22 protein-coding genes are annotated in these 22224 nt (G+C 63.3%); 16 read left to right on the forward strand and 6 right to left on the reverse strand.

Annotated features, from left to right (window positions below; genetic code table 11):
• The first annotated feature begins 3 nt into the window (after positions 1–3).
• The 8 genes from F0A17_RS13515 (at position 4) to xylB (ending at position 8351) form a co-directional block, all read left to right on the forward strand.
• Entirely contained in the window at positions 4–894 is an 891-nt protein-coding gene (locus F0A17_RS13515) for a carbohydrate ABC transporter permease (RefSeq protein ID WP_149328886.1), read from the forward strand.
• 121 nt (positions 895–1015) lie between these two features.
• Positions 1016–1807 (forward strand): carbohydrate ABC transporter permease, encoded by a 792-nt coding sequence (locus tag F0A17_RS13520; RefSeq protein WP_149329228.1) that lies wholly within the window; start codon positions 1016–1018, stop codon positions 1805–1807.
• Between the two features lie 18 nt (positions 1808–1825).
• Positions 1826–2971 carry an ABC transporter ATP-binding protein gene (locus F0A17_RS13525; RefSeq protein ID WP_149328887.1) on the forward strand — a complete coding sequence of 382 codons (1146 nt, stop codon included), beginning with the start codon at positions 1826–1828 and terminating at the stop codon, positions 2969–2971.
• Entirely contained in the window at positions 2968–3696 is a 729-nt protein-coding gene (locus F0A17_RS13530) for an HAD family hydrolase (RefSeq protein ID WP_149328888.1), read from the forward strand. The genes F0A17_RS13525 and F0A17_RS13530 overlap by 4 nt, the downstream gene beginning before the upstream one ends.
• On the forward strand, positions 3693–4475 hold the full coding sequence (locus F0A17_RS13535) for an L-iditol 2-dehydrogenase (RefSeq protein WP_149328889.1): 783 nt from the start codon (positions 3693–3695) through the stop codon (positions 4473–4475). The genes F0A17_RS13530 and F0A17_RS13535 overlap by 4 nt, the downstream gene beginning before the upstream one ends.
• A 219-nt stretch (positions 4476–4694) precedes the next feature.
• Positions 4695–5318 carry a nucleoside triphosphate hydrolase gene (locus tag F0A17_RS13540; RefSeq protein WP_149328890.1) on the forward strand — a complete coding sequence of 208 codons (624 nt, stop codon included), beginning with the start codon at positions 4695–4697 and terminating at the stop codon, positions 5316–5318.
• A gap of 61 nt (positions 5319–5379) precedes the next feature.
• The gene (locus F0A17_RS13545; RefSeq protein ID WP_149328891.1) at positions 5380–6867 is read left to right on the forward strand and encodes a mannitol dehydrogenase family protein; all 1488 of its coding nucleotides are present in this window, start codon (positions 5380–5382) and stop codon (positions 6865–6867) included.
• Entirely contained in the window at positions 6867–8351 is a 1485-nt protein-coding gene (gene xylB, locus F0A17_RS13550) for a xylulokinase (RefSeq protein ID WP_149329229.1), read from the forward strand. Before F0A17_RS13545 ends, xylB begins: the two co-directional genes overlap by 1 nt.
• A gap of 100 nt (positions 8352–8451) precedes the next feature.
• Here xylB and F0A17_RS13555 read toward each other — a convergent pair whose 3' ends face one another.
• Complete coding sequence (locus tag F0A17_RS13555) at positions 8452–8763, reverse strand: YqfO family protein (protein ID WP_149328892.1); 312 nt, start codon at positions 8761–8763, stop codon at positions 8452–8454.
• Positions 8764–9001: 238 nt separating this feature from the next.
• On the opposite strand from F0A17_RS13555, the gene F0A17_RS13560 reads away from it, so the two are divergent.
• The 6 genes from F0A17_RS13560 to F0A17_RS13585 all read left to right on the forward strand — a co-directional run bounded on the left by F0A17_RS13560 (position 9002) and on the right by F0A17_RS13585 (position 16992).
• A complete protein-coding gene (locus F0A17_RS13560; RefSeq protein ID WP_149328893.1) occupies positions 9002–9847 on the forward strand; it encodes a fructosamine kinase family protein in 846 nt (281 codons plus the stop codon).
• 103 nt (positions 9848–9950) lie between these two features.
• Complete coding sequence (locus F0A17_RS13565) at positions 9951–10943, forward strand: lipid A deacylase LpxR family protein (RefSeq protein ID WP_149328894.1); 993 nt, start codon at positions 9951–9953, stop codon at positions 10941–10943.
• Positions 10944–11050: 107 nt separating this feature from the next.
• Positions 11051–11464 carry a hypothetical protein gene (locus tag F0A17_RS13570; RefSeq protein WP_149328895.1) on the forward strand — a complete coding sequence of 138 codons (414 nt, stop codon included), beginning with the start codon at positions 11051–11053 and terminating at the stop codon, positions 11462–11464.
• A 174-nt stretch (positions 11465–11638) separates the two neighbouring features.
• Positions 11639–12904 carry an efflux RND transporter periplasmic adaptor subunit gene (locus F0A17_RS13575; RefSeq protein ID WP_149328896.1) on the forward strand — a complete coding sequence of 422 codons (1266 nt, stop codon included), beginning with the start codon at positions 11639–11641 and terminating at the stop codon, positions 12902–12904.
• Complete coding sequence (locus F0A17_RS13580; protein WP_149328897.1) at positions 12901–16086, forward strand: efflux RND transporter permease subunit; 3186 nt, start codon at positions 12901–12903, stop codon at positions 16084–16086. Before F0A17_RS13575 ends, F0A17_RS13580 begins: the two co-directional genes overlap by 4 nt.
• Before the next feature lie 183 nt (positions 16087–16269).
• Positions 16270–16992, forward strand: a complete 723-nt coding sequence (locus F0A17_RS13585; RefSeq protein ID WP_149328898.1) for a hypothetical protein — start codon at positions 16270–16272, stop codon at positions 16990–16992.
• On the opposite strand, the gene F0A17_RS13590 is transcribed toward F0A17_RS13585, so the two are convergent.
• Positions 16960–17589 (reverse strand): TetR family transcriptional regulator, encoded by a 630-nt coding sequence (locus F0A17_RS13590; protein WP_149328899.1) that lies wholly within the window; start codon positions 17587–17589, stop codon positions 16960–16962. The genes F0A17_RS13585 and F0A17_RS13590 overlap by 33 nt on opposite strands.
• Positions 17590–17757: 168 nt before the next feature.
• Here F0A17_RS13590 and F0A17_RS13595 point away from each other — a divergent pair, with 168 nt between their 5' ends.
• Positions 17758–18789, forward strand: a complete 1032-nt coding sequence (locus tag F0A17_RS13595; RefSeq protein ID WP_149328900.1) for a succinylglutamate desuccinylase/aspartoacylase family protein — start codon at positions 17758–17760, stop codon at positions 18787–18789.
• A 6-nt stretch (positions 18790–18795) separates the two neighbouring features.
• On the opposite strand, the gene dusA is transcribed toward F0A17_RS13595, so the two are convergent.
• Positions 18796–19809: a tRNA dihydrouridine(20/20a) synthase DusA gene (gene dusA / locus F0A17_RS13600; RefSeq protein ID WP_228716911.1), complete on the reverse strand. Its 1014-nt coding sequence runs from the start codon at positions 19807–19809 to the stop codon at positions 18796–18798.
• A gap of 130 nt (positions 19810–19939) precedes the next feature.
• Here dusA and F0A17_RS13605 point away from each other — a divergent pair, with 130 nt between their 5' ends.
• The gene (locus tag F0A17_RS13605) at positions 19940–20995 is read left to right on the forward strand and encodes a site-specific integrase (RefSeq protein WP_187774699.1); all 1056 of its coding nucleotides are present in this window, start codon (positions 19940–19942) and stop codon (positions 20993–20995) included.
• Position 20996: 1 nt separating this feature from the next.
• Here the strand turns inward: F0A17_RS13605 and F0A17_RS21020 are convergent, their stop codons facing one another.
• Genes F0A17_RS21020 through F0A17_RS21025 form a run of 3 tightly spaced genes read right to left on the reverse strand, consistent with a single transcriptional unit; the run spans position 20997 to position 22208 of the window.
• Positions 20997–21134 carry an HNH endonuclease gene (locus F0A17_RS21020; RefSeq protein ID WP_223111555.1) on the reverse strand — a complete coding sequence of 46 codons (138 nt, stop codon included), beginning with the start codon at positions 21132–21134 and terminating at the stop codon, positions 20997–20999.
• Positions 21131–21820 (reverse strand): hypothetical protein, encoded by a 690-nt coding sequence (locus F0A17_RS13610; RefSeq protein ID WP_223111548.1) that lies wholly within the window; start codon positions 21818–21820, stop codon positions 21131–21133. Before F0A17_RS13610 ends, F0A17_RS21020 begins: the two co-directional genes overlap by 4 nt.
• Positions 21801–22208 carry a (deoxy)nucleoside triphosphate pyrophosphohydrolase gene (locus F0A17_RS21025; protein ID WP_422670923.1) on the reverse strand — a complete coding sequence of 136 codons (408 nt, stop codon included), beginning with the start codon at positions 22206–22208 and terminating at the stop codon, positions 21801–21803. Before F0A17_RS21025 ends, F0A17_RS13610 begins: the two co-directional genes overlap by 20 nt.
• Positions 22209–22224: the final 16 nt, after the last annotated feature.

Raw genomic sequence — 22224 nt, forward strand, 5'->3', positions numbered from 1 at the left:
GCCATGAGCAAGACACGCGCCTCCGGACGTACCGTCGGCGGACTTCGCAGCCTCTCGCTGCAAGCCCCCGCGGTCAGCCTGCTGCTGCTGTGGATGCTGGTACCGTTGGGCATGACCCTATGGTTCTCCTTCCAGCGCTACAACCTCTTGATGCCCGAAATGACCGGCTTCGCCGGGCTGGAAAACTACGAATTCCTGTTCACCGACCCGGCGCTATGGCGGGCCATTGGCAATACCCTGCTGCTGGTGGGTTGGGTGCTGGTCATCACCGTGGTGGGCGGTACGCTGCTGGCGGTGCTCTTCCAGCAGGAATTTCCCGGCCGCGGTATCGCCCGGGTGCTGGCCATTTCGCCGTTCTTCGTCATGCCCACGGTCAGCGCACTGGTATGGAAGAACATGATGATGCATCCCGACAACGGGGTTCTGGCGTGGCTGGCGCGGGTATTCGGTGCGTCCCCGGTGGACTGGTTCTCCTCACTGCCGCTGACGTCGATCGTGATCATCGTGGCCTGGCAGTGGCTACCGTTCGCGCTGCTGATCCTGCTCACCGCCATGCAGTCGCTCGACGACGACCAGGTCGAGGCGGCACGTATGGACGGCGCCGGTCCGCTGGCCGTGTTCTTCTACATCACCCTACCGCATCTCAAGCGCGCCATCAGCGTGGTAATCATGATCGAGATGATCTTCCTGCTGACCATCTTCGCCGAGATCTATGTCACCACTTCGGGCGGACCTGGTCTGGCCACCACTAACCTGGCCTACCTGATCTACATGCAATCGCTGCTCGATTTCGACGTCGGGCTGGGCTCCGCCGGCGGCGTGGTCGCCATCATTCTCGCCAACATCGTCGCCATCTTTCTGGTCCGGCTGGTGGCCCGGCATTTGGAAAACTAGGAGGCACATCGTGACGACGGCCAAACCCAAACCCTCCCTGACGGCTGAAGGCCAAGCATCCTTCACCAGGACCGCCCCCGCTGTCGCCACTGCGCTGCTGTCGCTCGAATTCCGCCGGCTGATGCTGACGCTGCTCGGCTGGGGTGTTTCGCTGCTCATCTTCTTCCCGATCCTCTGGATGGCGATGACCGGCTTCAAGACCGAGGCGGCGGCGATCGCCGACCCGAGCTTCCTGTTCACGCCGACGCTTGACAGCTATAGCGCCGTCCAGGCCCGGGCCGATTATTTCAAGTATGCGCTCAACAGCGTGACGGTGGCTTTCGGCTCGACGCTGCTGGCCCTGCTCATCGGCATCCCGTCGGCCTATTCGATGGCGTTCCTGCCCACCCGGCGAACCAAAGGGACGTTGCTGTGGATGCTCTCGACCAAGATGCTGCCGCCGGTCGGAGTGTTGGTGCCCATCTACCTGCTGTTCCGCACCACCGGGCTGCTCGATACCCGCACCGGGTTGATCATTGTCTACACCCTCATGAACCTGCCGATCGTGGTGTGGATGCTCTACACCTTCTTCAAGGATCTGCCCCGCGACATTCTCGAGGCAGGACGAATGGACGGTGCGAGCACCTTTCAGGAAGTGGTCTACCTGCTGATGCCGCTGACCCTGCCGGGCATTGCCTCTACCGGGTTGCTGTCGGTGATCCTGAGCTGGAACGAGGCGTTCTGGAGCCTCAACCTCACCTCATCGAACGCTGCACCGCTGACCGCCTACATCGCCTCCTTCTCGAGTCCCGAAGGCTTGTTCTGGGCCAAGCTCTCTGCCGCCTCGACCATGGCCATTGCGCCGATTCTGGTATTCGGCTGGATGACCCAGAAGCAGATGGTACGAGGGCTGACTTTTGGTGCGGTGAAATAGACTGGACGAGGATCTCCCATGGCGACCCTACAGCTTCGCAACATCGTCAAACGGTTCGACGATACCCAGGTCATCAAGGGCGTCGACCTCGACGTCAACGATCGCGAGTTCGTGGTCTTCGTCGGCCCATCCGGCTGTGGCAAGTCGACGCTGCTGCGCATGATCGCCGGCCTCGAGAGTGCTACGTCGGGCGACATCCTGATCGATGGACAGCGCATCAACGAGGTCGGCCCGGCCGAGCGTGGCCTGGCGATGGTATTTCAGAGCTACGCGCTCTACCCGCACATGACCGTCGAGGACAACATGGGCTTCAGCCTCAAGCTTGCCGGGGTCTCGAAGGAGGAGCGCCGACGCAAGGTGCGCGAGACCGCCGAGATCCTGCAGCTCGAGCCGCTGCTCGACCGCAAGCCCAAGGCGCTCTCCGGCGGCCAGCGTCAGCGCGTGGCGATCGGGCGCGCCATCGTGCGCAACCCCAGCATCTTCCTGTTCGACGAGCCGCTCTCCAACCTCGATGCCGCGCTGCGCGTGCAGATGCGCATCGAGCTGGCGCGTCTGCACGAGGCACTGGACGCCACCATGATCTACGTCACCCACGACCAGATCGAGGCCATGACCATGGCCGACAAGATCGTTGTGCTGCAGGGCGGGGTGGTCGAGCAGGTGGGGTCGCCGATGGCGCTCTACCACCATCCGCGTAATCGCTTCGTGGCGGGTTTCATCGGCTCGCCGAAGATGAACTTCGTGAAGGTGACGGTCGCCCACGCCGGCCCTGCAGGAGTCGAGGTGCGGCTGCCCGGCGGCGTCAATTGCGAGGTGCCGGTCGACGGTGACGGCGTGGCGGCCGGCACTGTGCTCGAACTCGGCTTCCGCCCCGAGCATATCCAGCTCGATGTCGGTGGCCCGCTGGAAGGGTGTATCGAGGTGATCGAGCGTCTCGGCGGGCTGACCTCGCTCTACGTGCGCATGCCGGAGGCGTTGATCACGGTGAGCGCCGACGGCAACGTCGAGCACCGGGTAGGCGATACGCTGCGCTTCGGTTTCGCTCCCGATTGTGCCCATCTGTTCGGCAGCGACGGCCTGGCCCTGCCCAGCCTGCATCGTCATCCCCTGGCCGCGCTCAATCGTCAGGACAATCGGGCCATCAGCATGGCGGGGAGCCAATGAGCGCAGCGACCCTGATCTTCGATTGCGATGGCGTGCTGGTCGACAGCGAGACGATCGCCGAGGCTACGCTGCTCCGGCAACTGGCCGACCTGTTGCCGGACATTCCCCGCGATGTCGCCCTGCGCCAGGCGCTGGGCATGACCACCGCGAGCATCCTGGCGCACCTCGAGGGCCAGAGTGCGCATCGCCTGCCCGACGACGCCCTGTCACGCATCGACGATGCTATCGAGGCACGCCTGGCCGAAGAAGTCTGCGCCATCGAGGGGGTGGTGGAAACGGTGGCCGGCCTGCGGTTGCCGCTGGCCATCGTCTCCAACAGTCGGCGCCGCCGCGTGGTGGCCTCGCTTGCCACCACCGGGCTCGACGCCTGGCTCTCGGAGGTACCGCTGTTCACCGCCGAACAGGTGCAGCGGCCCAAGCCGGCGCCCGACCTCTACCTGCTCGCGGCGCGCTCGCTGGGCTGTGCCCCGCATGACTGCCTGGTGGTCGAGGACAGTGTTTCGGGCGTCACGGCGGCGCATGCCGCCGGCATGACGGTAATCGGCTTCACCGGGGCCAGCCACATCGAGGATGGCCACGCCGAGCGGCTGAGCCGCGCCGGTGCCTGGCAGGTACTGCCGAGCATGCATGGGTTGGCGGCGCTCATCGACCGCTGGCAAGAGGAACGACAACGGCGTGTGACGTCGCCGCAGGCGGCGAGCGCTGGGAAAAGGAGTCTGCGATGAAGCTCGTTGACAGAACCGCCCTGATCACCGGCGGTGCGCGCGGTATCGGTCTGGCCATTGCCGAACGCTACCTCGAGGAGGGGGCCCGGGTGGCCGTCGCCGACGTCGACACGCAGGGCGTGGAGGAGGCGATGACCCGATTGCGTTCCAAGGGGCTCGAGCGGGTCATGGGCGTGCGTTTGGACGTCTGCGATCGCGAGTCGATCGCCGCGGCCATCCAGGCAGTGACCGAGCACCTGGGCGGCATCGATATCCTGGTCAACAACGCGGCGGTATTCGACATGGCCCCGGTACTCGAGGTTTCCGAGGAGAGCTTCGATCGCCAGTTCGCCGTGAACACGAAGGGAATGTTCTTCACCCTGCAGGCCATGGCGCGGCACATGGTTTCCCGGGGGCAGGGCGGCAAGATCATCAACATGGCCTCGCAGGCGGGGAGACGCGGCGAAGCGCTGGTCAGCGCCTACTGCGCGAGCAAGGCGGCGGTCATCAGCTTGACCCAGTCGTGCGGGCTCGACCTGATCAAGTACGGCATCCATGTCAACGGCATAGCCCCAGGGGTGGTCGATACTCCCATGTGGGATGAAGTCGATGCGCTTTTCGCTCGATACGAGGGTCGCCCCCTGGGCGAGAAGAAGCGCCTGGTCGGCGAGGCGGTGCCCTACGGACGCATGGGGCGCCCTGCAGATCATGCCGGTGCGGCGGTATTTCTCGCCTCGGATGACAGCGAATACGTGGTCGCACAGACCCTCAACGTCGACGGCGGTAACTGGATGAGCTGAAAAAATGCTGCGCGAGCGAATCGCTGCGTTGTGCGGTGCCGAAGCGCCAGCCCGGCCGGAATCCTCACCGATACCCCATAGGCTCCGGTTGACTCTAAGCCTTCGGCTACTCGCCCCTTCGGGGCCAGCCTACGACTGTTTGTCGCTTCGCTCGGTACTGTGTTCCGTGCGCCTTGCGCTTCAATTCGCTCGGCGATTTTTTACCAGGCGAGAACAATGATGAATCCGAATATCCATGACATGGCGATGCGCCTGCTGGAGGCCGTCGAGAACCGACAACGCTTCATCGTCGCCCTGGCCGGGCCGCCGGGGGCGGGCAAGTCGTTCCTCTCCGAGTGGCTGTGCCGCGAACTCAACGAGCGGCAGCCGGGCATTGCCGAGGTGGTGCCGATGGATGGCTACCATCTCGACAATGCCATCCTCGAACCGCGGGGCCATCTGGCGATCAAGGGCGCGCCGGAGACCTTCGATCCCGATGGCCTGACGCATGACCTGGAGCGCATCCGCCGCGCCGATCGCAGCGTTGCGGTGCCGACCTTCGACCGGCCGCTGGATCTGGCGCGTGCCGGTGGGCGCCTGATTACCCTCGAGCATCGCCTGGTGATCGTCGAGGGCAACTACCTGTTGCTCGATCGCGACCCGTGGCGTGAGCTGCGTCCCCTGTTCGACATGACGCTGTTCCTCGAGGTCAGCGATGACGTCCTCGAGGCGCGGCTGATCCAGCGCTGGCTGGGCATGGGGCAGGACCAGACGGGCGCCATCGCCAAGGCGCGCCACAAGGACATGCTCAATGCGCGGCTGATCAAGCGGGAATCCATCGAGCCGGATCTCTATTGGCGCTAGGTCGTCTCGCCAAGCCGTTTCGCTTCCATTGGCATTGCCGTTCGCGGCAAGGAGTGTCCTCATGCCTGCTCTCAGCAACGCCACGCTCAATCAGCTCGACTCCCGGGTCGCCGTGCCCGGCTATGACCGACGCCGAGTGACGCCGGGCATCGTCCATATCGGGGTGGGCGGTTTTCACCGCGCTCACCAGGCGATGTATCTTGACGAACTGATGAGCCGTGGATTGGCGCTCGACTGGGGCATCGTCGGGGTCGGGGTGATGCCCGGCGACCGGCGCATGCAAAAGGTGCTAGCGGCGCAGGATCATCTTTACACCTTGGTGGTGAAGCGCCCCGACGGCCATCGCGAGACGCGCGTGATCGGCAGCATGGTGGATTACCTCTTCGCTCCCGACGACCCCGAGGCGGTGATCGAATGCATGGCCGCCCCGGCCATTCGCATCGTCTCGCTGACCGTCACCGAAGGGGGCTACAACTTTCACTCGGTCACCGGGGAATTCGATCTCGACAATGCCGAGGTGCGGCACGACCTGGCCAACCCCCATACCCCTCGCACCGCCTTCGGACTGGTCGTGGAGGCGTTGGCGCGGCGGCGCCGGCGTGGCGTGGCGCCGTTTACGGTGATGTCATGCGACAATATCCAGGGCAATGGCGAGGTGGCAAGCCGCATGTTCACCGCTTTTGCCCGGGCCCGCGATGCCGAGCTCGGCGAATGGCTCGAGGCCGAGGTGCCGTTCCCCAATGCCATGGTCGACCGCATCACGCCGGTCACCGCCGGGGCGGATGTCGAGGAACTGGCACAACATTTCGGCATCGACGATGCCTGGCCAGTGGTCTGCGAGCCGTTCAGCCAATGGGTGCTGGAGGATCGCTTCATCAGCGGGCGGCCGCCGGTCGAGCAGGTCGGCGTGCAGGTAGTCGAGGATGTGGTGCCCTACGAGCTGATGAAGCTGCGTCTGCTCAACGCCAGCCACCAAGCGCTGTGCTACTTCGGCACCCTGGCCGGCTACCGTTACGCCCATGAGGTGTGTCAGGACCCGCTGTTCGTCGAGTTCCTACTCGGCTACATGCGCCACGAAGGCAGCCCGACGCTCGCGCCGGTGCCGGGCGTGAATCTTGAACGGTACCGTCTCACGCTGATCGAGCGTTTCGCCAACCCTGAAATCAAGGACACCCTGGCGCGACTCTGCGCCGAGAGTTCCGACCGTATTCCCAAGTGGCTGGTGCCGGTGATTCGCGAGCAGCTCGTGCGGGGCGGCGAGATCCACCGCTCGGCGGCGGTAGTGGCGAGCTGGTCGCGCTATGCCGAAGGCATCGATGAACGGGGGGAACCGATCGAGGTGGTCGACCGCCGCAAGGACGAGCTGATGGCGCTCGCTGTAGAGAATCGCCACCGGCCGACGACCTTCATCGACAACCGCGAGCTGTTCGGCGATCTCGCCGATGCGCCGCGCTTCCGTGCGGCCTATCTCGACGCTCTTCAGCGTCTGCATGAGCACGGCGCGCGCGCTACGCTTGAGTACCTGGTACACGAACGGGGTAGGGCGTGATGTATATCGGTGTGGACTGCGGTACCCAGAGCACCAAGGTGGTGGTGATCGATCTCGACGGCGAGGCGATTCTCGGCGAGGCGAGCCGTCCGCATCGCCTGCTCGAGGGCGAGAAGGGACGCCGCGAGCAGCATCCGGAGGAGTGGATCGAAGCTTTCCGTGGGGCCTTCGACGAGGCCGTGTCGCGCGCCGGGATCGATAGGCGCGCGATTCGTGCCATCGGCGTTTCCGGCCAGCAGCACGGCATGGTGGCGCTGGACGCCGCCGGAGACCCGGTGCATCCCGCGAAGCTGTGGTGCGATACCGAGACGGCGATGGTCAATGCCGCCCTGATCGAACGCCTGGGCGGCGAATCGGGCTGCCTCGATAGGCTCGGCCTGGTGCTGCAGACCGGCTATACCGCCTCGAAGGTGGCCTGGCTGCGCGAGGCGCACCCCGAGGCCTATCGGCGCATCGAAAGCCTGCTGCTGACCCACGACTACCTCAATTTCTGGCTCACCGGCGTGAAGGTGGCGGAGGCGGGCGACGCCTCCGGCACCGGCTACTTCGATACCGTGACCCGGCGCTGGCGTCACGACGTCTTCGCCGAGATCGCCCCGGAGCTCGATCCCGAACGGGTGCTGCCGAGCCTGATCGACTCGCAGGAGCCGGCCGGTACGCTGCGCCCCGCGCTGGCTCGCGAGTTCGGCCTCGACGAAAACGTGCTGGTCGCCAGCGGCGGCGGCGACAACATGCTGGGGGCCATCGGGACCGGCAACATCGCCCCTGGCATCGTGACCCTGAGCCTCGGCACCTCAGGCACCGTATGTGCTTACTCGCCGGAGCCGGTGCGCGCCGGGAGCGACATGGTGGCCAACTTCTGTGCCAGTCATGGCGGCTGGCTGCCGCTGATCTGCACCATGAACGTGACTTCGGCGAGCACGCTGGTGCGCGAGCTGTTCGCGCTCGACCTGGCGACCTTCGGCGAACGCTTGGCTGCCGCACCCATCGGTGCCGAGGGCGTCACGGTGTTGCCTTTCTTCCAGGGGGAGCGTGTGCCGGCGCTGCCGCATGCCTCGGCCGGCTTCCTGGGCCTGACCAGCCTCAACCTGACCCAGGCCAACCTGTGCCGCGCGGTGATCGAGAGTGCCACCTTTGGCCTGTGCTACGGGCTCGAGCTGCTCGGCGAACTGGCCGAGGGGGCCAGTCAGATCCGCTTGATAGGAGGGGGCGCGAAGAGCCCGGTATGGCGCCAGATGGTTGCCGACATCACCGGAACCCAGGTGATCTGCCCGCAGATCACCGATGCGGCGGCTCTGGGGGCCGCGCTTCAGGCGGCCTGGTGTCATCGTGGAGACGCCACGCTCGCGTCGCTCTGCGCGCGACTCGTGCATCTTGATGAGACCTCGCTGGCCGAGCCTGATCCGGCGAGCATTGCTTCCTATGCGGAGGTATACGGCCGCTACCGCCAGGCGCTCGCCGCCCATCACGGCGTTCCGGCCTGAATACAAGAAGGAGACCGGCATGGCGTCCGCGTCGGACGTGTTCGTTACGATAAGCCAACCGCCGCCTCGCCGAGGACCCGCTCGAACGGATTCCGGAAGGCTAAAAGGCGTCCAATTTCCACACGTCGAAAGCCGGTTCCTCGTAGGGATGGGCCGCCTTCAGTGCCGTGACGGCTTCGCCAATCAGGTGATCCTCGCAGACCAGCTCCACCCGGGCCTCCTCCACGCGCTCCAGCTCACCGACTTGTCCGATGTGCGGGTCGGCGCCGTCGAGCGGGCGGAACTGGCCGGTGCCCAGGGTTTGGAAACAGCAGGCTTCGTAGTCACCGATGCGGCCGGCGCCAGTGGCGAAGACGGCTTCCTTGACCGCTTCGGCGTCCTCGACAGGGATGAAGAAGACAAGCTTGTACATGATTACTCCTCGTGACTGGCTTATGTGGATGACGTTCGTTGCTTCCCATCGCCGTGCTCGGTCTTGCCACGGGTTGGCAACGCACGGTTCGTCTCTGTGCCATAGCGAGACATTATCGTCAGCCCCGCGCTATCCCCCTTATCGGTTCAAGAAGGCCGCTATGGCAAGAGAGTAGACCTGCCCCTACGCTAGAGCGACAGCCGACCTGCTTTTATCGTAGCGGCATGAAAGGAGGCCCATGCAAACCGGATTGACGATTCTCCTGGAACGCAGTGGACTCACTCCGCGCGGGGAGCCGCGGGCCATGAGCGGTGGCGATATGGCCGCGGTCTATTGGCTGGATACCGCTCAGGGAGCCATCGTGGTCAAGCGCGACGACCCCGAGCGCCTGGCCGGTGAGGCCGACGGGCTCAGGGCGCTGCGCGAGGCGGCCAGCCCGCTGATAGTGCCCGAGGTGCTGGCGCTGGATGGGGAGTGGCTAGCCATGGAGGCGCTGGAGAGCGGCTCGCGCTCAGGGCGTTCCGCAGCGGCGCTGGGCGAGGGGCTCAGGGCGCTGCACGACAGCGTTGCGGCCGAGCATGGGTGGCATCGGGACAACGCTTGCGGACGCACTCCACAACCCAACCTGCCGCTTGCCGATGCACGCGCTTTTCAGCGCGAGCGACGCCTGTTACCGCTGGCCAATACCTGCCATGAGCGAGGCCTGCTGGACGCGCGATTGCGCGGGCGTATCGAGGCCGTGGCGGAAAGCCTCGAAGCGTGGCTGCCCGATACCCCGGCAAGCCTGCTGCACGGCGACCTGTGGTCGGGCAACGTGCTTAACACGCCGCAGGGACCGGCCATCATCGACCCAGCGGTGTATCGCCACTATCCCGAAGTGGATCTCGCCATGCTCAGGCTGTTCGGCTCGCCGGGCGAGGCGTTCTTCGAGGCCTACTGGAACGGTAGAGGCCTCGAGGATTGGCCACGACGCGAGGCGCTGTTTCAGCTTTACCCACTGCTCAACCACTTGCTGCTGTTCGGCGGTGGCTACCGTGGCGCGGTCGAGAGGGCGGTGGTGGTCATCGAGCAGTATGTGACGTGACGGTCTTGTTCAAAAGTTTGTTTGAATAGACTTGCCCACTGTGCCGTAGCGTACATACACTCGAGTATGTTCATTAGCCTGCTCAAGGACGAAGGCTGTCACTATGTATCGACGTGTGGGTGGTCTCATTGGCGCATGGGCCGTTGGCTGTCTCCTGGCCACACGAGTCCTGGCCGACCCGGGCGTCGTCACGCTGCAGATGGACAATGACGGTATGCTCAGCAGTGACGACGACAATTACACGGCAGGCCTGGAACTCACCTGGACCCGGGCGGCAACGCCGGATCACTGGACCCAGCGAATCGCCGATAGCCTTCCCGATGGTTGGCTGAACCAGGTCGATGCGCTGAGCTACCATCTGAGCTATCGCATGTACACGCCGGTGGAAGTGGAGCGGCGTGATCTCATCGAAGATGACCGTCCCTATGCCGGCCTGGTGCTCGGTGGTCTGTCTCTCTACAGCCGTCAGCCGCTGCGCGGCGCCTGGCAGCGTGAAGAGGCGCTGCAGTTTGACATCGGCGCGGTGGGGCCTATTGCGGCGGCCGACAGCGTCCAACGCGAGGTGCATCGTTTCACCAACAGTCAGCGACCACGCGGCTGGTCTCACCAGTTGGGCAACGAGCCCATCCTCAACGCGTCATACCGCCGACACTGGTGGCATCGCCAGCCGCTGGGGGCGCTGGAAATGCAGCATGGGCCGGGACTCTCGGCATCCCTTGGCAACCTCGTCGTTCAGGCTGGAGCGGGGTATGGTCTGCGTCTCGGCCAAGGGCTGGACGAAAGCATGGGCTGGCCGTCGCTGGGGGTGGAACAGGGCGGCTACCGACAGGTCTCGATCTCGCCCGGAAGCGGTTGGCATCTCTTCGCCGCCTTGCAAGGCCGCTACGTGGCACACAACCTGCTGTTGGATGGCAACACGGTGCGCGACAGCCACTCGGTCGACCGCCGCGAGCTGGTCGGCGACGCCGTGCTGGGAGTGGCGCTGACCTGGGAGCGCTGGGAGGTGAGTTTGGCCCATGTCTGGCGTAGCAGAGAATTCGAAGGGCAGGAGAACAGTACCGTGCATGGTGCTCTGTCGCTGAGCTATCGCCTGTAGCTCAGCACGATATCTCCACCTGGCGCTACCACACATAGAGGCCACCTAGCGATAATGGTAGCCTGCCCGGGCGAGGTGGCCGGTGACGTGAGGGCAAGGGGGACGCGATGAGGAAGAAACCGCTGGGTCTCGAGCGAGTCGGCCTGCATGCCTTGTTGTTGGCGGGATGGCTGGCCCTGAGTGCTTCCGCCTGGGCGGACCCGGGGGAGCCACACCGCGATTCTTCGCCGTCTCCCGCCTGGCAATCGCACCTTCCGCCCTTCGCCTGGCATCGCGAGCACTGGCGCGAGCGTAGGCAGCATGCCCTCCCCTATGTGCTGGAGCTTCCCGCGTCGCTGTTCGAGCGCTACGACCACCGTGCTGGCCTGTCTCGGCCCGACGAGCCGCCTCGGCCGGATGAAACGGGATCGCGGCAGCGTCAGGACATGTGGCGCGACGACGTGGTGGGCGAGGGCAGTGGCGGTCGCTTCGAGAACCATCCGCAGGGGCGGATCGTACGCAGTCGGCCCCGCTCCGAGTGAGGCGTGAGCTAATCATGGTGTCTCTCCATGGCCGTAGATCATTGGCATTTGCCGTCAGCGCGACCTGGCTGGCCACGTCACGCGAGGCTGTTTAGCCCCCTAACATTTACTTCCATACACGTGTGAATGTAAACTCGCTGCTTCTTTACGCACACCACGGGAATGACATAGACCATGAAAATCCTGTTCCGACACGGCCGGCACATCCTGTTGACGGTGGCCGCTGGCTTGCTGTTGGCCGCTTGTGGCCAGGATGATTCGCCCGATGAGGCCCCACAGGACGGCAACCGGGAGCGGCCACCGCATCCGGTGGAGGTCGTGGAAATGACGAAACGGGATATCGCCCTGGAGAAGTCCTATGCCTCGCTGTTGCGTAGCGATGACGAGGTCACCCTGGTGGCTCGTGTCACCGGTTTCCTGGAGGAGCGCCATTTCGAACCCGGTCAGATGGTGGAGAGGGGCGAGAAGCTTTACACCATCGAACCCGATCTCTATCAAGCAGCGGTGAATCAGCGCGAAGCCGACCTGCAGAGCGCCCGTGCCGAGCTGGCCCGCGCCCAGCGAGACGCCGAGCGCTTTGAACGGTTGCTGAACCAGAACTCCGTGAGCCGCCAGCAGGTCGATCAGGCACGTGCCGAGCTGGGTGTCGCCCAGGCTAGCGTCGCACAGGCCGAAGCGGCACTGGAGAGCGCACGCATCGACCTGGGCTACGCCGAAGTAACGGCTCCTGTGTCGGGCAGGATCGGCCTTTCGCAGGTGAATGTGGGCAACTTGGTGAGTTCCGGTACGGCATTGGCCACCATTACGCCGCTGGATCCACTGGAGGTACGTTTCCAATTGCCGCAGCGTGACGCTTTCGAGCTGCGCCATCAGCTGCGCGAGCAGTCGCTTGAGGAGATTCAGGCCGTACTGCAGGTGCCCGGCGCCGGCGCTGCCGGGGGCGAAACGCTTGAAGGACATCTGGACTTTCTCGGCTCACGGGTGGATGAGGCCACCAGCACCGTTCAGGCCAACGCCACCTTCGCCAACCCGGAGGGTCGCGTGCTGCCCGGTCAGTTCGCACGCGTCAGCCTGGTGGGGCTCAGGCGATTCGACGTGCTGGCGGTGCCAGAGATTGCCATTACCCAGGGACTGATGGGGCCCCAAGTGTTTGTGCTCGACGAAAGCGACGTGGCTCGCGCTCGCACGGTGGACCTGGGCGAACTGGCCGGGCCCTGGCAGATCATCCGTGGCGGCCTCGAGCCAGGCGAGCGCGTCGTGGTTGGTGATCCGGCCGGCATCGAACCCGGCACGCCTATCGACCCGCAGCCGTTCGATGGCGATGCGGAAGAGGTGATCGAAGAGGTCGAGCGCGCCGAGGCCGGGGCGGAACAGGAAGCGGCCACCGCCACTGAGGAGAATGCGGCGCCTGCCGAGGCCGGCGAGGACGATGCCACATGAGTTTCTCCAACTTCTTCATCAAACGGCCGATCTTCGCCACGGTCCTGGCGATCATCCTGACGTTGATCGGGGTGGTCAGCATGCGGGTGCTGCCGGTCGAGCAGTATCCCAGCGTGGTGCCGCCCACCGTCTCGGTGCGCGCTCAGTTCCCCGGTGCCGATGCCGAGACGGTGGCCCAGACGGTGGCCGCACCGCTCGCGGAAGCCATCAATGGCGTCGAGGATATGCTCTACATGACCTCGACCAGTGCCGATAACGGCTCCATGAGCCTGGAGGTGGCTTTCAACATCGGCACCGAAGGCGACATCAACACCATCAACGTCAACAACCGGGTGCAGGGCGCCTTGTCGCAGCTGCCGGAGGCGGTGCAGGCCCAGGGGGTGACGGTTGAGCTGCGTTCCAGTTCGATCCTGATGCTGGTGGCGCTGATCTCGCCGGAAGGCGACTACAACAATGTCTTCATGCAGAACTATGCCACCCTCAATATCCTCGACGAATTGCGCCAGGTACCTGGCGTGGGCGAGGCCGAGGTATTGGGTGGCGGCGAGTTCGCCATGCGAGTCTGGATGGACCCGGACAAACTGGCCCAATACGACCTGACTCCCACCGAAGTGGCGAGAGCCATTCGCGCCCAGAACACCGAAGTGCCGGCAGGTAGCCTGGCGGCGACGCCGCAGCGTGATCCGCGCGCCTTCAGCTATACCATCACGGCGGGCGGCCGGCTGAACGATGTCGACGATTTTCGCAACATCTTTCTGCGCACCAATCCGGATGGCTCGGCGCTGCGCTTGGACGACGTGGCACGCATCGAACTGGGGGCTTCCTTCTACGGGGTGGAGGCACGGTTGAATGGTGCCTCCATGACGCCGATCATTATCAACCAGCAGCCGGGCGCCAATGCGCTTGAGACGGCGCAGGCGGTGTACGACACCATGTCTGAGCTGGAGGGGCGTTTTCCGCCAGGGCTCGAGTACGTCGTGCCCTACGACACGACTCTGTTCATCGATGCTTCGGTAGAAACCGTCACCCACGTCTTCATCGAAGCCTTCCTGATCGTCGGCGTCATCCTGTTCATCTTCCTGCAGAACTGGCGCTTCACGGTGATCGCCATGTCGGTGGTGCCGGTCTCGGTGCTGGCGACCTTCGCTGGCTTCTATCTGTTCGGCTTTTCCATCAACCTGCTGACGCTGTTTGCTCTGGTGCTCTCGATCGGCATCGTGGTGGATGATGCCATTCTGGTGGTGGAAAACGTCGAGCGGGTGCTCAGCGAGGACGACGAGATATCGGTCACTCAGGCCACCATCCGCGCCATGCGTGAAGTGGGTGGACCGGTCATCGCTACCTCGCTGATCATGGCTGCGGTGTTCGTCCCGGTGGCCTTCCTCGGTGGATTCACCGGCCAGATCTACCAGCAGTTCGCCATCACGGTGGCCGTCTCGGTGGCCTTCTCCGCGCTCATGGCGCTGACCTTCACCCCGGCGCTCTCGGCGATCTTCATCAAGCACAAGCCCAAGCTGGGCCAGTCGAAGCTGATGCGAGCGATCAATACGCCACTGCGCTTGTTCGACAGCCTGTTCGCCGGTATTACCGCCGTCTACATGTGGGTGGTCAAGGCACTGGTGCGTTTCTGGGGGCTGGCGCTATTGCTGTCGGGGCTGGTGATCGGGGCCTCGTGGTGGCTCTACCAGATCACTCCTTCGACCTTGGTGCCGGAAACCGACCAAGGGGTCGTGCTGGCCAGCGTGCAGCTCCCCGATTCGGCCTCGCTGGCGCGGACCCGCGCCTACATGGCCGAACTGAGCGAGCGAATCGAGGAGATCCCCGGGGTGCGCTACTCTTCCGCAGTGGCCGGCTACGATATCCTCTCGAGCGCGGTGAACACCGCCCGCGGCATCATGTTCATCAACATGGACCCGTGGTCGGAGCGTGAGCTGACCGCCACCGAGCTAGTGGGGCGGATCATGCAACTGGGAGCGGAAGTGCCCGGCGGTTCGGCCATGGCCTTCAACGTACCGCCAATCATGGGGCTTTCCACCACCGGCGGTTTTACCGGCTTCCTGCAGTCCTTCGAGGGCGCCAGCCCCCGTGAGCTTTTCCAGGCCTCGGTACAGGTGATGCAGGCGGCCAATCAGCACCCGGCATTGCAGCAGGTATTCTCCACCTTCAACGTCAACGTGCCGGGTTACCGTGCCGAGATCGATCAACAGAAGGCGCTCAGCTACGGGGTGGCGCTGGAGGACCTCAACGCCGCTCTGTCGAACACTTTTGGCAACGGCTTCGTCAACTACTTCAGCTACCAGAACCGTAACTTTCAGGTCTACCTGCAGAACGAGGACGAGTTCCGCAAGACCCCGGACGACATCAGCAAGGTCTCGGTGCGCGGCGGCAACGGCGAGCGGATTCCCCTCTCCGAGTTCGTGACGCTGGAGCGCCAGGCCAAGCCGGCGGTGGTTTCACGCTTTGGCGTCTACCTGGGCGCCCAGTTTCAGGGCGGGCCGGCGCCGGGTTACAGTTCGGGCCAGGCGATCGCCGCTATGGAAGAGATCGTCGAGGAGACGCTGGGCGGTGGCTGGGGCATGGGCTGGACCGGTACCGCCTATCAGGAGAGCCAACTGGGCAATACCGCGACGCTGGCCATCGTCTTCGGCATCATCATGGTGTTTCTGATCCTGGCGGCTCAGTACGAGAGCTGGTCGCTGCCGCTGGCAGTGTTGACCGCGACGCCTTTTGCCTTCCTTGGGGGGATCGGTGGCATCGCGTTGCGCGGGCTCGATACCAGTGTCTACGTGGAGATCGGCATGCTGGTAGTGGTGGGGCTGGCGGCCAAGAACGCCATCCTGATCGTCGAGTTCGCCGAGCTGCAACGCAAGGAGCAGGGCAAGTCGATACGTGAGGCGGCCATCACTGCCGCCGAGCTGCGCTTCCGCCCGATCGTAATGACCTCTCTGGCGTTCATCTTCGGCACCTTGCCGCTGGCACTGGCCAGTGGGGCCAGCGACGTCAGCAGCCATCATATCGGCACCACGGTGGCGGTGGGCATGGCGTCGGTGGCGGTGCTGGGCAGCTGCTTCGTGCCGAGCTTCTACGCCATGATCGCTGTCATCTCCGACTGGCTGCGGCACAAGCTACGCGGTAGCGATACGACACATGGCCAGGCGTCGGCGGAGGGCAAGCGAGGCTGATCGTCGCGATGTCGCTTCATGCCAGGCACCGTCCACAGGGGGGTGCCTTTTTTATTGACCGGTGTTCTCTTCTGAGCGTTTTTCATGAGGTATGTCATGCCGGATGTCTCCGGCTGTTCGTGCCTTGGTCTATGCTGGAGACATAGGTCATTTGCCGGCTAATCACCGGCTCAGGAGGCTGTCATGGAAACCTTTCGCCAGCTCGTCTTGAGCTTCCCCGTCGTGGTATTCAGCGTGCTGCTGCCGCTGGTGGCGCTGTACTGGTTACTGGTGGCTCTGCATCTGGCACCGCTGGAACTCTTCGAACACGACAGTCTGAAGGGCGACCACTTGGCTAACAGCATGGTATCGCTGGGATTCGCCGGCGTACCGGTCGCCTTCGCATTGAGTGTGCTGATAGTTCTGGCGGGGGGGATCACCGTGGCATTGGAAGGGTTCGTGCTGCGCTGGCTCTCCCTGGGGGTGTTTCGGGTGCCTCTCGGTCTGGCCGTGCTGTGGGCCGCTTTCGCCATCGCCTCGCCGCTGGCCGCCGGGCTATGCCAGGCACTGCACCGCTGGTTTCACCGTCATGTCAAATCGCAATGCTGCAGTCTGCTGGGAGAATGCGTGGAGGTAACGGCAGAACCCGATACCGAAGGCTGGACTCGCGGCGTGCTCGTCGACGATCCGGAGTGCGAGGTGCGCTTGCATGGCAAGCCTTCGAACATGCCCAGGGCAGGGGAACGGCGTGTGTTGGTCAAGCACATAGCCGATGAAGCGGCTTACCGCAGTGTGGCGGAAAGCGATTTCCTCGATGCGCGTACCCGTCTGAGTCGGCTACGCCTGAAGCACGGCAAGTACCGCAGTGGGTCGCCCAGTGGCAGGCCGGCGACTTCACCGGAATGGCGGGGAGGAGCGCATCAATAGGCGGAGCTGAGCCTCGACCAGTGACATGCCGTGCTCACGCAGTGCGTAGCGTTCGTGGTTGCGCAGCCAGTCGTGAAACAAGCCGCTAAGCATGGCCTGCATCAGCCTGGCGGCGATTTCCGGTGAAGTGTCTTCGCGCAGCTGGCCCAGGTGGGCGGCACAAAGGAAATAGTCGCGCAAGGCGCCAAGGGCATCATCCGCCATCTCGTTCTGCATCGCCAGAGGATCGATCTCGGCGAAGGTTTCACAGTGATGAAGGAGGATGGCATGCACGCGGCGATAGCGGGGTAATTCCAGCCGTTCGAAGCCGCGCTGACAGGCTTGGCGGATGGCCTCCAGCGGTCGCTCGGCCAGGCTGGGGTCGCCGATCTCTTCGACCAGTTCCTGAAAGGGCATCCGCACCCGCTGCAGCATGGCCTGGAAGAGGTCGGCCTTGTTCCTGAAGTGCCAGTAGACCGCGCCGCGCGTCATGCCGGCTTGGCGCGCAATCTGCTCCAGCGATGTCCGGGCGACGCCGCGCTCGAGAAAGATCGCCTCGGCGGCATCGAGCAAGGCCTCGCGCGTTGCAGCGGCTTCCGTCTTGGTGCGTCGAGCCATGGATATGAGTGCCTCCTCGGGGTCCGGTCCACGCATTTTACCGCAGCGTGCTCCAATTTACCTTCGTGGTTGTATGGAAACGCTGCCCGGCGTTGAGAGGGCCCCCTCGTCATTCGCGACGTGGCACTGTATAACGAGGCGAACACTGTTTTCGTTTGAGGAGTCTCCATGCCTCGCGCCCCCTTCGACCTTGCTGGTATCCGAGTCATGCCGGGTAGCCGCAAGCAGATCGACGTGCCGGTCGCGCGCTTGTATACCCATGCGCCGCTGCATATTCCCGTCGAGGTGGTCCACGGTCGTCGCCAAGGACCGGTCATGCTGGTCTGTGGGGGCATCCACGGTGACGAGATCAACAGTGTAGAAATCGTGCGACGTCTGATGCGCTCGAAGCAGATACAGGGGCTGCATGGCACCCTGGTGGCGGTACCGATCGTCAACGTATTCGGCTTCATGCAGCACAGCCGCTATCTGCCCGACCGGCGCGATCTGAATCGCTGCTTTCCAGGCAGCGAGACGGGGTCGTTGGGGGCACGGGTGGCGGCGCTGTTCCGTGAGCAGATCGTCGACCATGCGACACACATCATCGATCTGCACACCGGCGCCATCCATCGGACCAACCTGCCGCAGATCCGGGCCCAGCTCAGCCCCGGCAGTGTGACCGAGCGCATGGCCAACGCTTTCGGGGCACCAGTGATTCTCAATGCCGAACTGCGTGAGGGTAGCCTGCGCCACTACGCGCAGATCCGCGGCATCCCGGTGCTCACTTACGAGGCCGGTGAGGCATTGCGCTTCGATGAATGGGCCATTACCCCCGGAGTGCGTGGCGTGCTTCGGGTGATGCGACGGCTGGGCATGTTGGCGGGGGAGCATCGCCGCCGGCCGCCGCCGGCGGCGGAACTTGCGAATGGCTCAAGCTGGGCGCGGGCCCCCATCGATGGGATCCTGCGTCCCAAGGTGCGACTCGGTGCGCGGGTGGCCCGTGGCGACGTGCTGGGCAAGGTGGCCGATCCCTTCGGCAACGCCGAGGCGGCGGTCAGATCCATGGCCGACGGCATCGTGATCGGCATGAGCCGGCTACCGTTGGCCAACGAGGGCGAGGCGCTGTTCCACATCGCTCGTTTCGATGCCATCGAAGAGGCCGAGAGCGCCATCGAAACCTTCCACTCCAGCCTCGAGCCATTACCTGACCCGCTCTATTGAGCGGGGTCAGGTCGTGGCGATGGGGGCCCGTTCCGGTACTAGGCTCAGCGCGTCATCGAAGACTCGCAGGCAAGCGCCGTCAAGGTGACCGTTCTCGGAGAGATGACGACGGAAGCGGCGGCCTCCCGGCTGGCCTTGGAACAAGCCCAGCAGGTGGCGGGTAATGTGGTTGAGCTTCGCCCCTTCTTCCAGCCGTCTGGCGATATAGGGGCGCATCATGCGCGCCGCCGCGTGACGGCTCGCGGCTGGCCCGGGTTCGCCATAAAACGCCTGGTCGACGCCGGCCAGCAGCCAGGGATTCTGATAAGCCTCGCGTCCTACCATCACGCTATCGACGTGATGCAGCTGGTACCGGCACGCTTCCAGTGTCTTGAGACCGCCGTTGATACCGATGTGCAGCTCCGGCCGGCTGGCCTTGAGGCGGTGTACCCGCGGGTAGTTGAGCGGCGGAATATCGCGGTTCTCCTTGGGCGAGAGTCCTTGCAGCCAGGCCTTTCGCGCATGCACGATGAACGTCTCGCAGCCGGCGTCCGCCACATGAGCGATGAAGCGCTCGAGATCGGTGTCCTCGTCCTGGTCGTCGATGCCGATCCGGCACTTCACCGTTACCGGAACCGATACGGCGGCGCGCATGGCCCGCACCGCATCGGCGACTTTGTCCGGATGTCCCATCAAGCAGGCGCCGATCAGGTTATTCTGCACCCGATCGCTGGGACAGCCGACGTTGAGGTTCACCTCGTCGTAGCCCCACGCTTCAGCAATCGCCGCGCATTCGGCCAGCTCGCCCGGGTCGCTCCCGCCGAGCTGCAGTGCGATGGGGTGTTCGACCTCGTCATAGCCAAGGAAGCGCTCGCGCGGGCTGCCGTGCAGGATAGCCCCGGTAGTGACCATCTCGGTATAGAGCAGGGCGCGGCGCGTCAGAGTCCGGGCGAACACACGATAATCGCGGGTCGTCCAGTCCATCATCGGCGCCACGGAGAACGTTCTATCCAGCGCAGGGCGCGTTGTGCCAGTATCCATGCGGGTTGTGGCGGTTGCCTTCTCAGTCATAACTGTTCATATTTACAGTGTTTCTGCCTCGTTTTTTGCTAATGCTTGGTACATTTTTGGCACACGAGGCGCTGGCTATTTGGTACATCGGAGGATGCGCGTGGCGACGATCAGGAAGCGTCGGAAAAAGGACGGCAGTTTCTCATACATGGCCCAGATACGCATCGCCAAGCGTGGTCAACCAGACTTCGCCGAGTCGCGAACGTTCCCCAAGAAAGCCATGGCCGAGGAGTGGGCTAAGCGCCGCGAGCTCGAGCTAATGCAGCCCGGTGGCATTCTGACGGCAAAATGGCGCGGCGTGACGATGAACGATGCTTTCGAGCGTTACATGCACGAGTTCGCCCAAGATGCCGGCCGCAGCAAGCGCGCCACCATCCAGCAGCTACAGCGCTTCCCGATCGCACAAGTGAAGATTACCGAGCTCGGCAGCGAGCAAATCATCGAGCATGCCGTCATGCGCAGGAACAGCGGCATCAAGCCGGCCACCGTTAACCAGGACATCGTCTGGATCGGGATCATTCTGAAAACCGCTGTGGCCGCATGGAAGATGCCGGTGAACCTCAACGACTTCGAATCGGCCAAGCTTCTGCTGCGTAGCAAGGGGTTGATCGGCAAGCCAGGTTCACGGGAACGGCGGCCTACCGAGAATGAGCTTGAGCGGATCCGCGCTTACTTCCGTCGCTCACAGCGGATCCGGCCGAGCGCCATTATCCCGATGGAAGATATCATGGACTTCGCGATTGCCTCCTCGAGGCGCCAGGAAGAGATCACACGGCTGCAGTGGTCCGACCTGGACGAGAAATGCATGACCTGTTGGGTGCGCGACGCGAAACATCCACGTCAGAAGTGGGGCAACCATAAGCGCTTCAAACTGACCCGCGATGCGATGGCCATCATCAAGCGGCAGCCCAGGGCGGCTGGGGAAGACCGAATCTTCCCCTTCAATGGCAAATCGATCGGCACCCGGTGGCGGGCGGCCACGGCCGCCACCGGCATCGATGATCTGCGCTTTCACGATCTGCGCCATGAGGCGACCTCACGACTATTCGAGGCAGGTTATGAGATTGTCGAAGTGCAGCAGTTCACGCTGCACGAAAGTTGGGAGGTGCTGAAGCGTTACACCCACTTGCGACCGGAAAGCTTACAGTTGAGATAGCTTAGCCGCTCGCAGCGATTTTTTTCAGTCGCAGAATATCCGCCTCTAAACCCAGCGCGTGCATCTTCCTATGGCAGTTCGGACATAAAGCAACCGTATTCTCTATGGTGTCTTCCCCGCCCTTCGCCAGCCATTCTATGTGATGACACTCAAGATACGGCCTTGTTTAGTACTGAAAGGGGCGGGCTGATGGCATAGATTACATACGCCATTTGCGCGTCGCTTGGCATATGCAGCTACGTATGGTGAGCGACCGTACTGAGTTATCACGGCTGGACGACTACCCGTAGACTGAGGTGCATTTCGTGCACGTTTCCTAAGTTCCTCATCCGACAGCTTGGCAGCCTGACGCTCCTTTTTCTCATAGAGTTCTTTGGCTGCTTGCTCATCCATCATTGGTTTGATTGTATCCTTCAGCTTCAAAGGGAACAGCCAAGCCAGTCGCTCATTCCCATTCTTATCCGGCTGCTTTTCTTGATAAGGTGAAGCTACTCGAATGACTTCGCCGACATAGGTATATTCTTTTGTCTTGAAAACCTCAAAAAGATGGACCGCAACACCGTTGGCTGGGCTTTCGTTCAGTGTTCTGTTCTGGGCTGCGTTAAGCTGCATATCGCCCAGTTGTCCCATGCCCGTATAGTGGATCACGTTCCCTTCCCAGCGATCCTCGTAAATCGACTCAATATGGTTCGTCACGATGACAAGCGTGTTTGTTCTCTTCGCTCGTCGCATACCCCCTTGCGGGCTACATCCGAAAACCTCGCAGAGCTGATCATTATTAAGTACATCGCCCGGTGAGAGGGCATTAATTCGGTCCTGCGACATGCATAACTTCCTTAGCAATAGGAATGTCTGCAGGTGCTAGTTGAAAGCTAAGCACCTTATCGATTGGGGCCCAAGTAACACAATCGTGTACTGATAGAATCGGCTCGCTTTTGTCAAGCTCAACTATGACGCCAATCAGCTTGATAGCTCCCCCAACGTAGCGATAGACGCTTTCTGTGAGGACCTTACCTGCTGTACATGAAAGCGAGAGCTCCTCACGGATCTCTCGCTCGATGCATTGCTGAATGGTCTCATTGGGCTCTTGCTTGCCGCCTGGGAATTCCCATAAGCCTGCTAGGCTTTGCCCCGGTGCTCTGCGAGCCAGCAGGATTTGGCCATCTCTGATAGCGAGTGCGGCGGCGACATGCTTCAAAGCAGGCTCTCCCAAGCGTAACGAAACGTAA

The sequence above is a fragment of the Billgrantia pellis genome, from assembly GCF_008297955.1.
In the GTDB taxonomy this organism is placed as follows: Bacteria; Pseudomonadota; Gammaproteobacteria; order Pseudomonadales; family Halomonadaceae; genus Halomonas; species Halomonas pellis.

Excerpts from the sequence above, each read along its gene's own strand:
- F0A17_RS13515 (WP_149328886.1), top strand. The coding sequence starts at position 4 with ATGAGCAAGACACGCGCCTCCGGACGTACCGTCGGCGGACTTCGCAGC.
- F0A17_RS13520 (WP_149329228.1), top strand. The coding sequence starts at position 1,016 with ATGCTGACGCTGCTCGGCTGGGGTGTTTCGCTGCTCATCTTCTTCCCG.
- F0A17_RS13525 (WP_149328887.1), top strand. The coding sequence starts at position 1,826 with ATGGCGACCCTACAGCTTCGCAACATCGTCAAACGGTTCGACGATACC.
- F0A17_RS13530 (WP_149328888.1), top strand. The coding sequence starts at position 2,968 with ATGAGCGCAGCGACCCTGATCTTCGATTGCGATGGCGTGCTGGTCGAC.
- F0A17_RS13535 (WP_149328889.1), top strand. The coding sequence starts at position 3,693 with ATGAAGCTCGTTGACAGAACCGCCCTGATCACCGGCGGTGCGCGCGGT.
- F0A17_RS13540 (WP_149328890.1), top strand. The coding sequence starts at position 4,695 with ATGAATCCGAATATCCATGACATGGCGATGCGCCTGCTGGAGGCCGTC.
- F0A17_RS13545 (WP_149328891.1), top strand. The coding sequence starts at position 5,380 with ATGCCTGCTCTCAGCAACGCCACGCTCAATCAGCTCGACTCCCGGGTC.
- xylB (WP_149329229.1), top strand. The coding sequence starts at position 6,867 with ATGTATATCGGTGTGGACTGCGGTACCCAGAGCACCAAGGTGGTGGTG.
- F0A17_RS13555 (WP_149328892.1), bottom strand. The coding sequence starts at position 8,763 with ATGTACAAGCTTGTCTTCTTCATCCCTGTCGAGGACGCCGAAGCGGTC.
- F0A17_RS13560 (WP_149328893.1), top strand. The coding sequence starts at position 9,002 with ATGCAAACCGGATTGACGATTCTCCTGGAACGCAGTGGACTCACTCCG.
- F0A17_RS13565 (WP_149328894.1), top strand. The coding sequence starts at position 9,951 with ATGTATCGACGTGTGGGTGGTCTCATTGGCGCATGGGCCGTTGGCTGT.
- F0A17_RS13570 (WP_149328895.1), top strand. The coding sequence starts at position 11,051 with ATGAGGAAGAAACCGCTGGGTCTCGAGCGAGTCGGCCTGCATGCCTTG.
- F0A17_RS13575 (WP_149328896.1), top strand. The coding sequence starts at position 11,639 with ATGAAAATCCTGTTCCGACACGGCCGGCACATCCTGTTGACGGTGGCC.
- F0A17_RS13580 (WP_149328897.1), top strand. The coding sequence starts at position 12,901 with ATGAGTTTCTCCAACTTCTTCATCAAACGGCCGATCTTCGCCACGGTC.
- F0A17_RS13585 (WP_149328898.1), top strand. The coding sequence starts at position 16,270 with ATGGAAACCTTTCGCCAGCTCGTCTTGAGCTTCCCCGTCGTGGTATTC.
- F0A17_RS13590 (WP_149328899.1), bottom strand. The coding sequence starts at position 17,589 with ATGGCTCGACGCACCAAGACGGAAGCCGCTGCAACGCGCGAGGCCTTG.
- F0A17_RS13595 (WP_149328900.1), top strand. The coding sequence starts at position 17,758 with ATGCCTCGCGCCCCCTTCGACCTTGCTGGTATCCGAGTCATGCCGGGT.
- dusA (WP_228716911.1), bottom strand. The coding sequence starts at position 19,809 with ATGGATACTGGCACAACGCGCCCTGCGCTGGATAGAACGTTCTCCGTG.
- F0A17_RS13610 (WP_223111548.1), bottom strand. The coding sequence starts at position 21,820 with ATGTCGCAGGACCGAATTAATGCCCTCTCACCGGGCGATGTACTTAAT.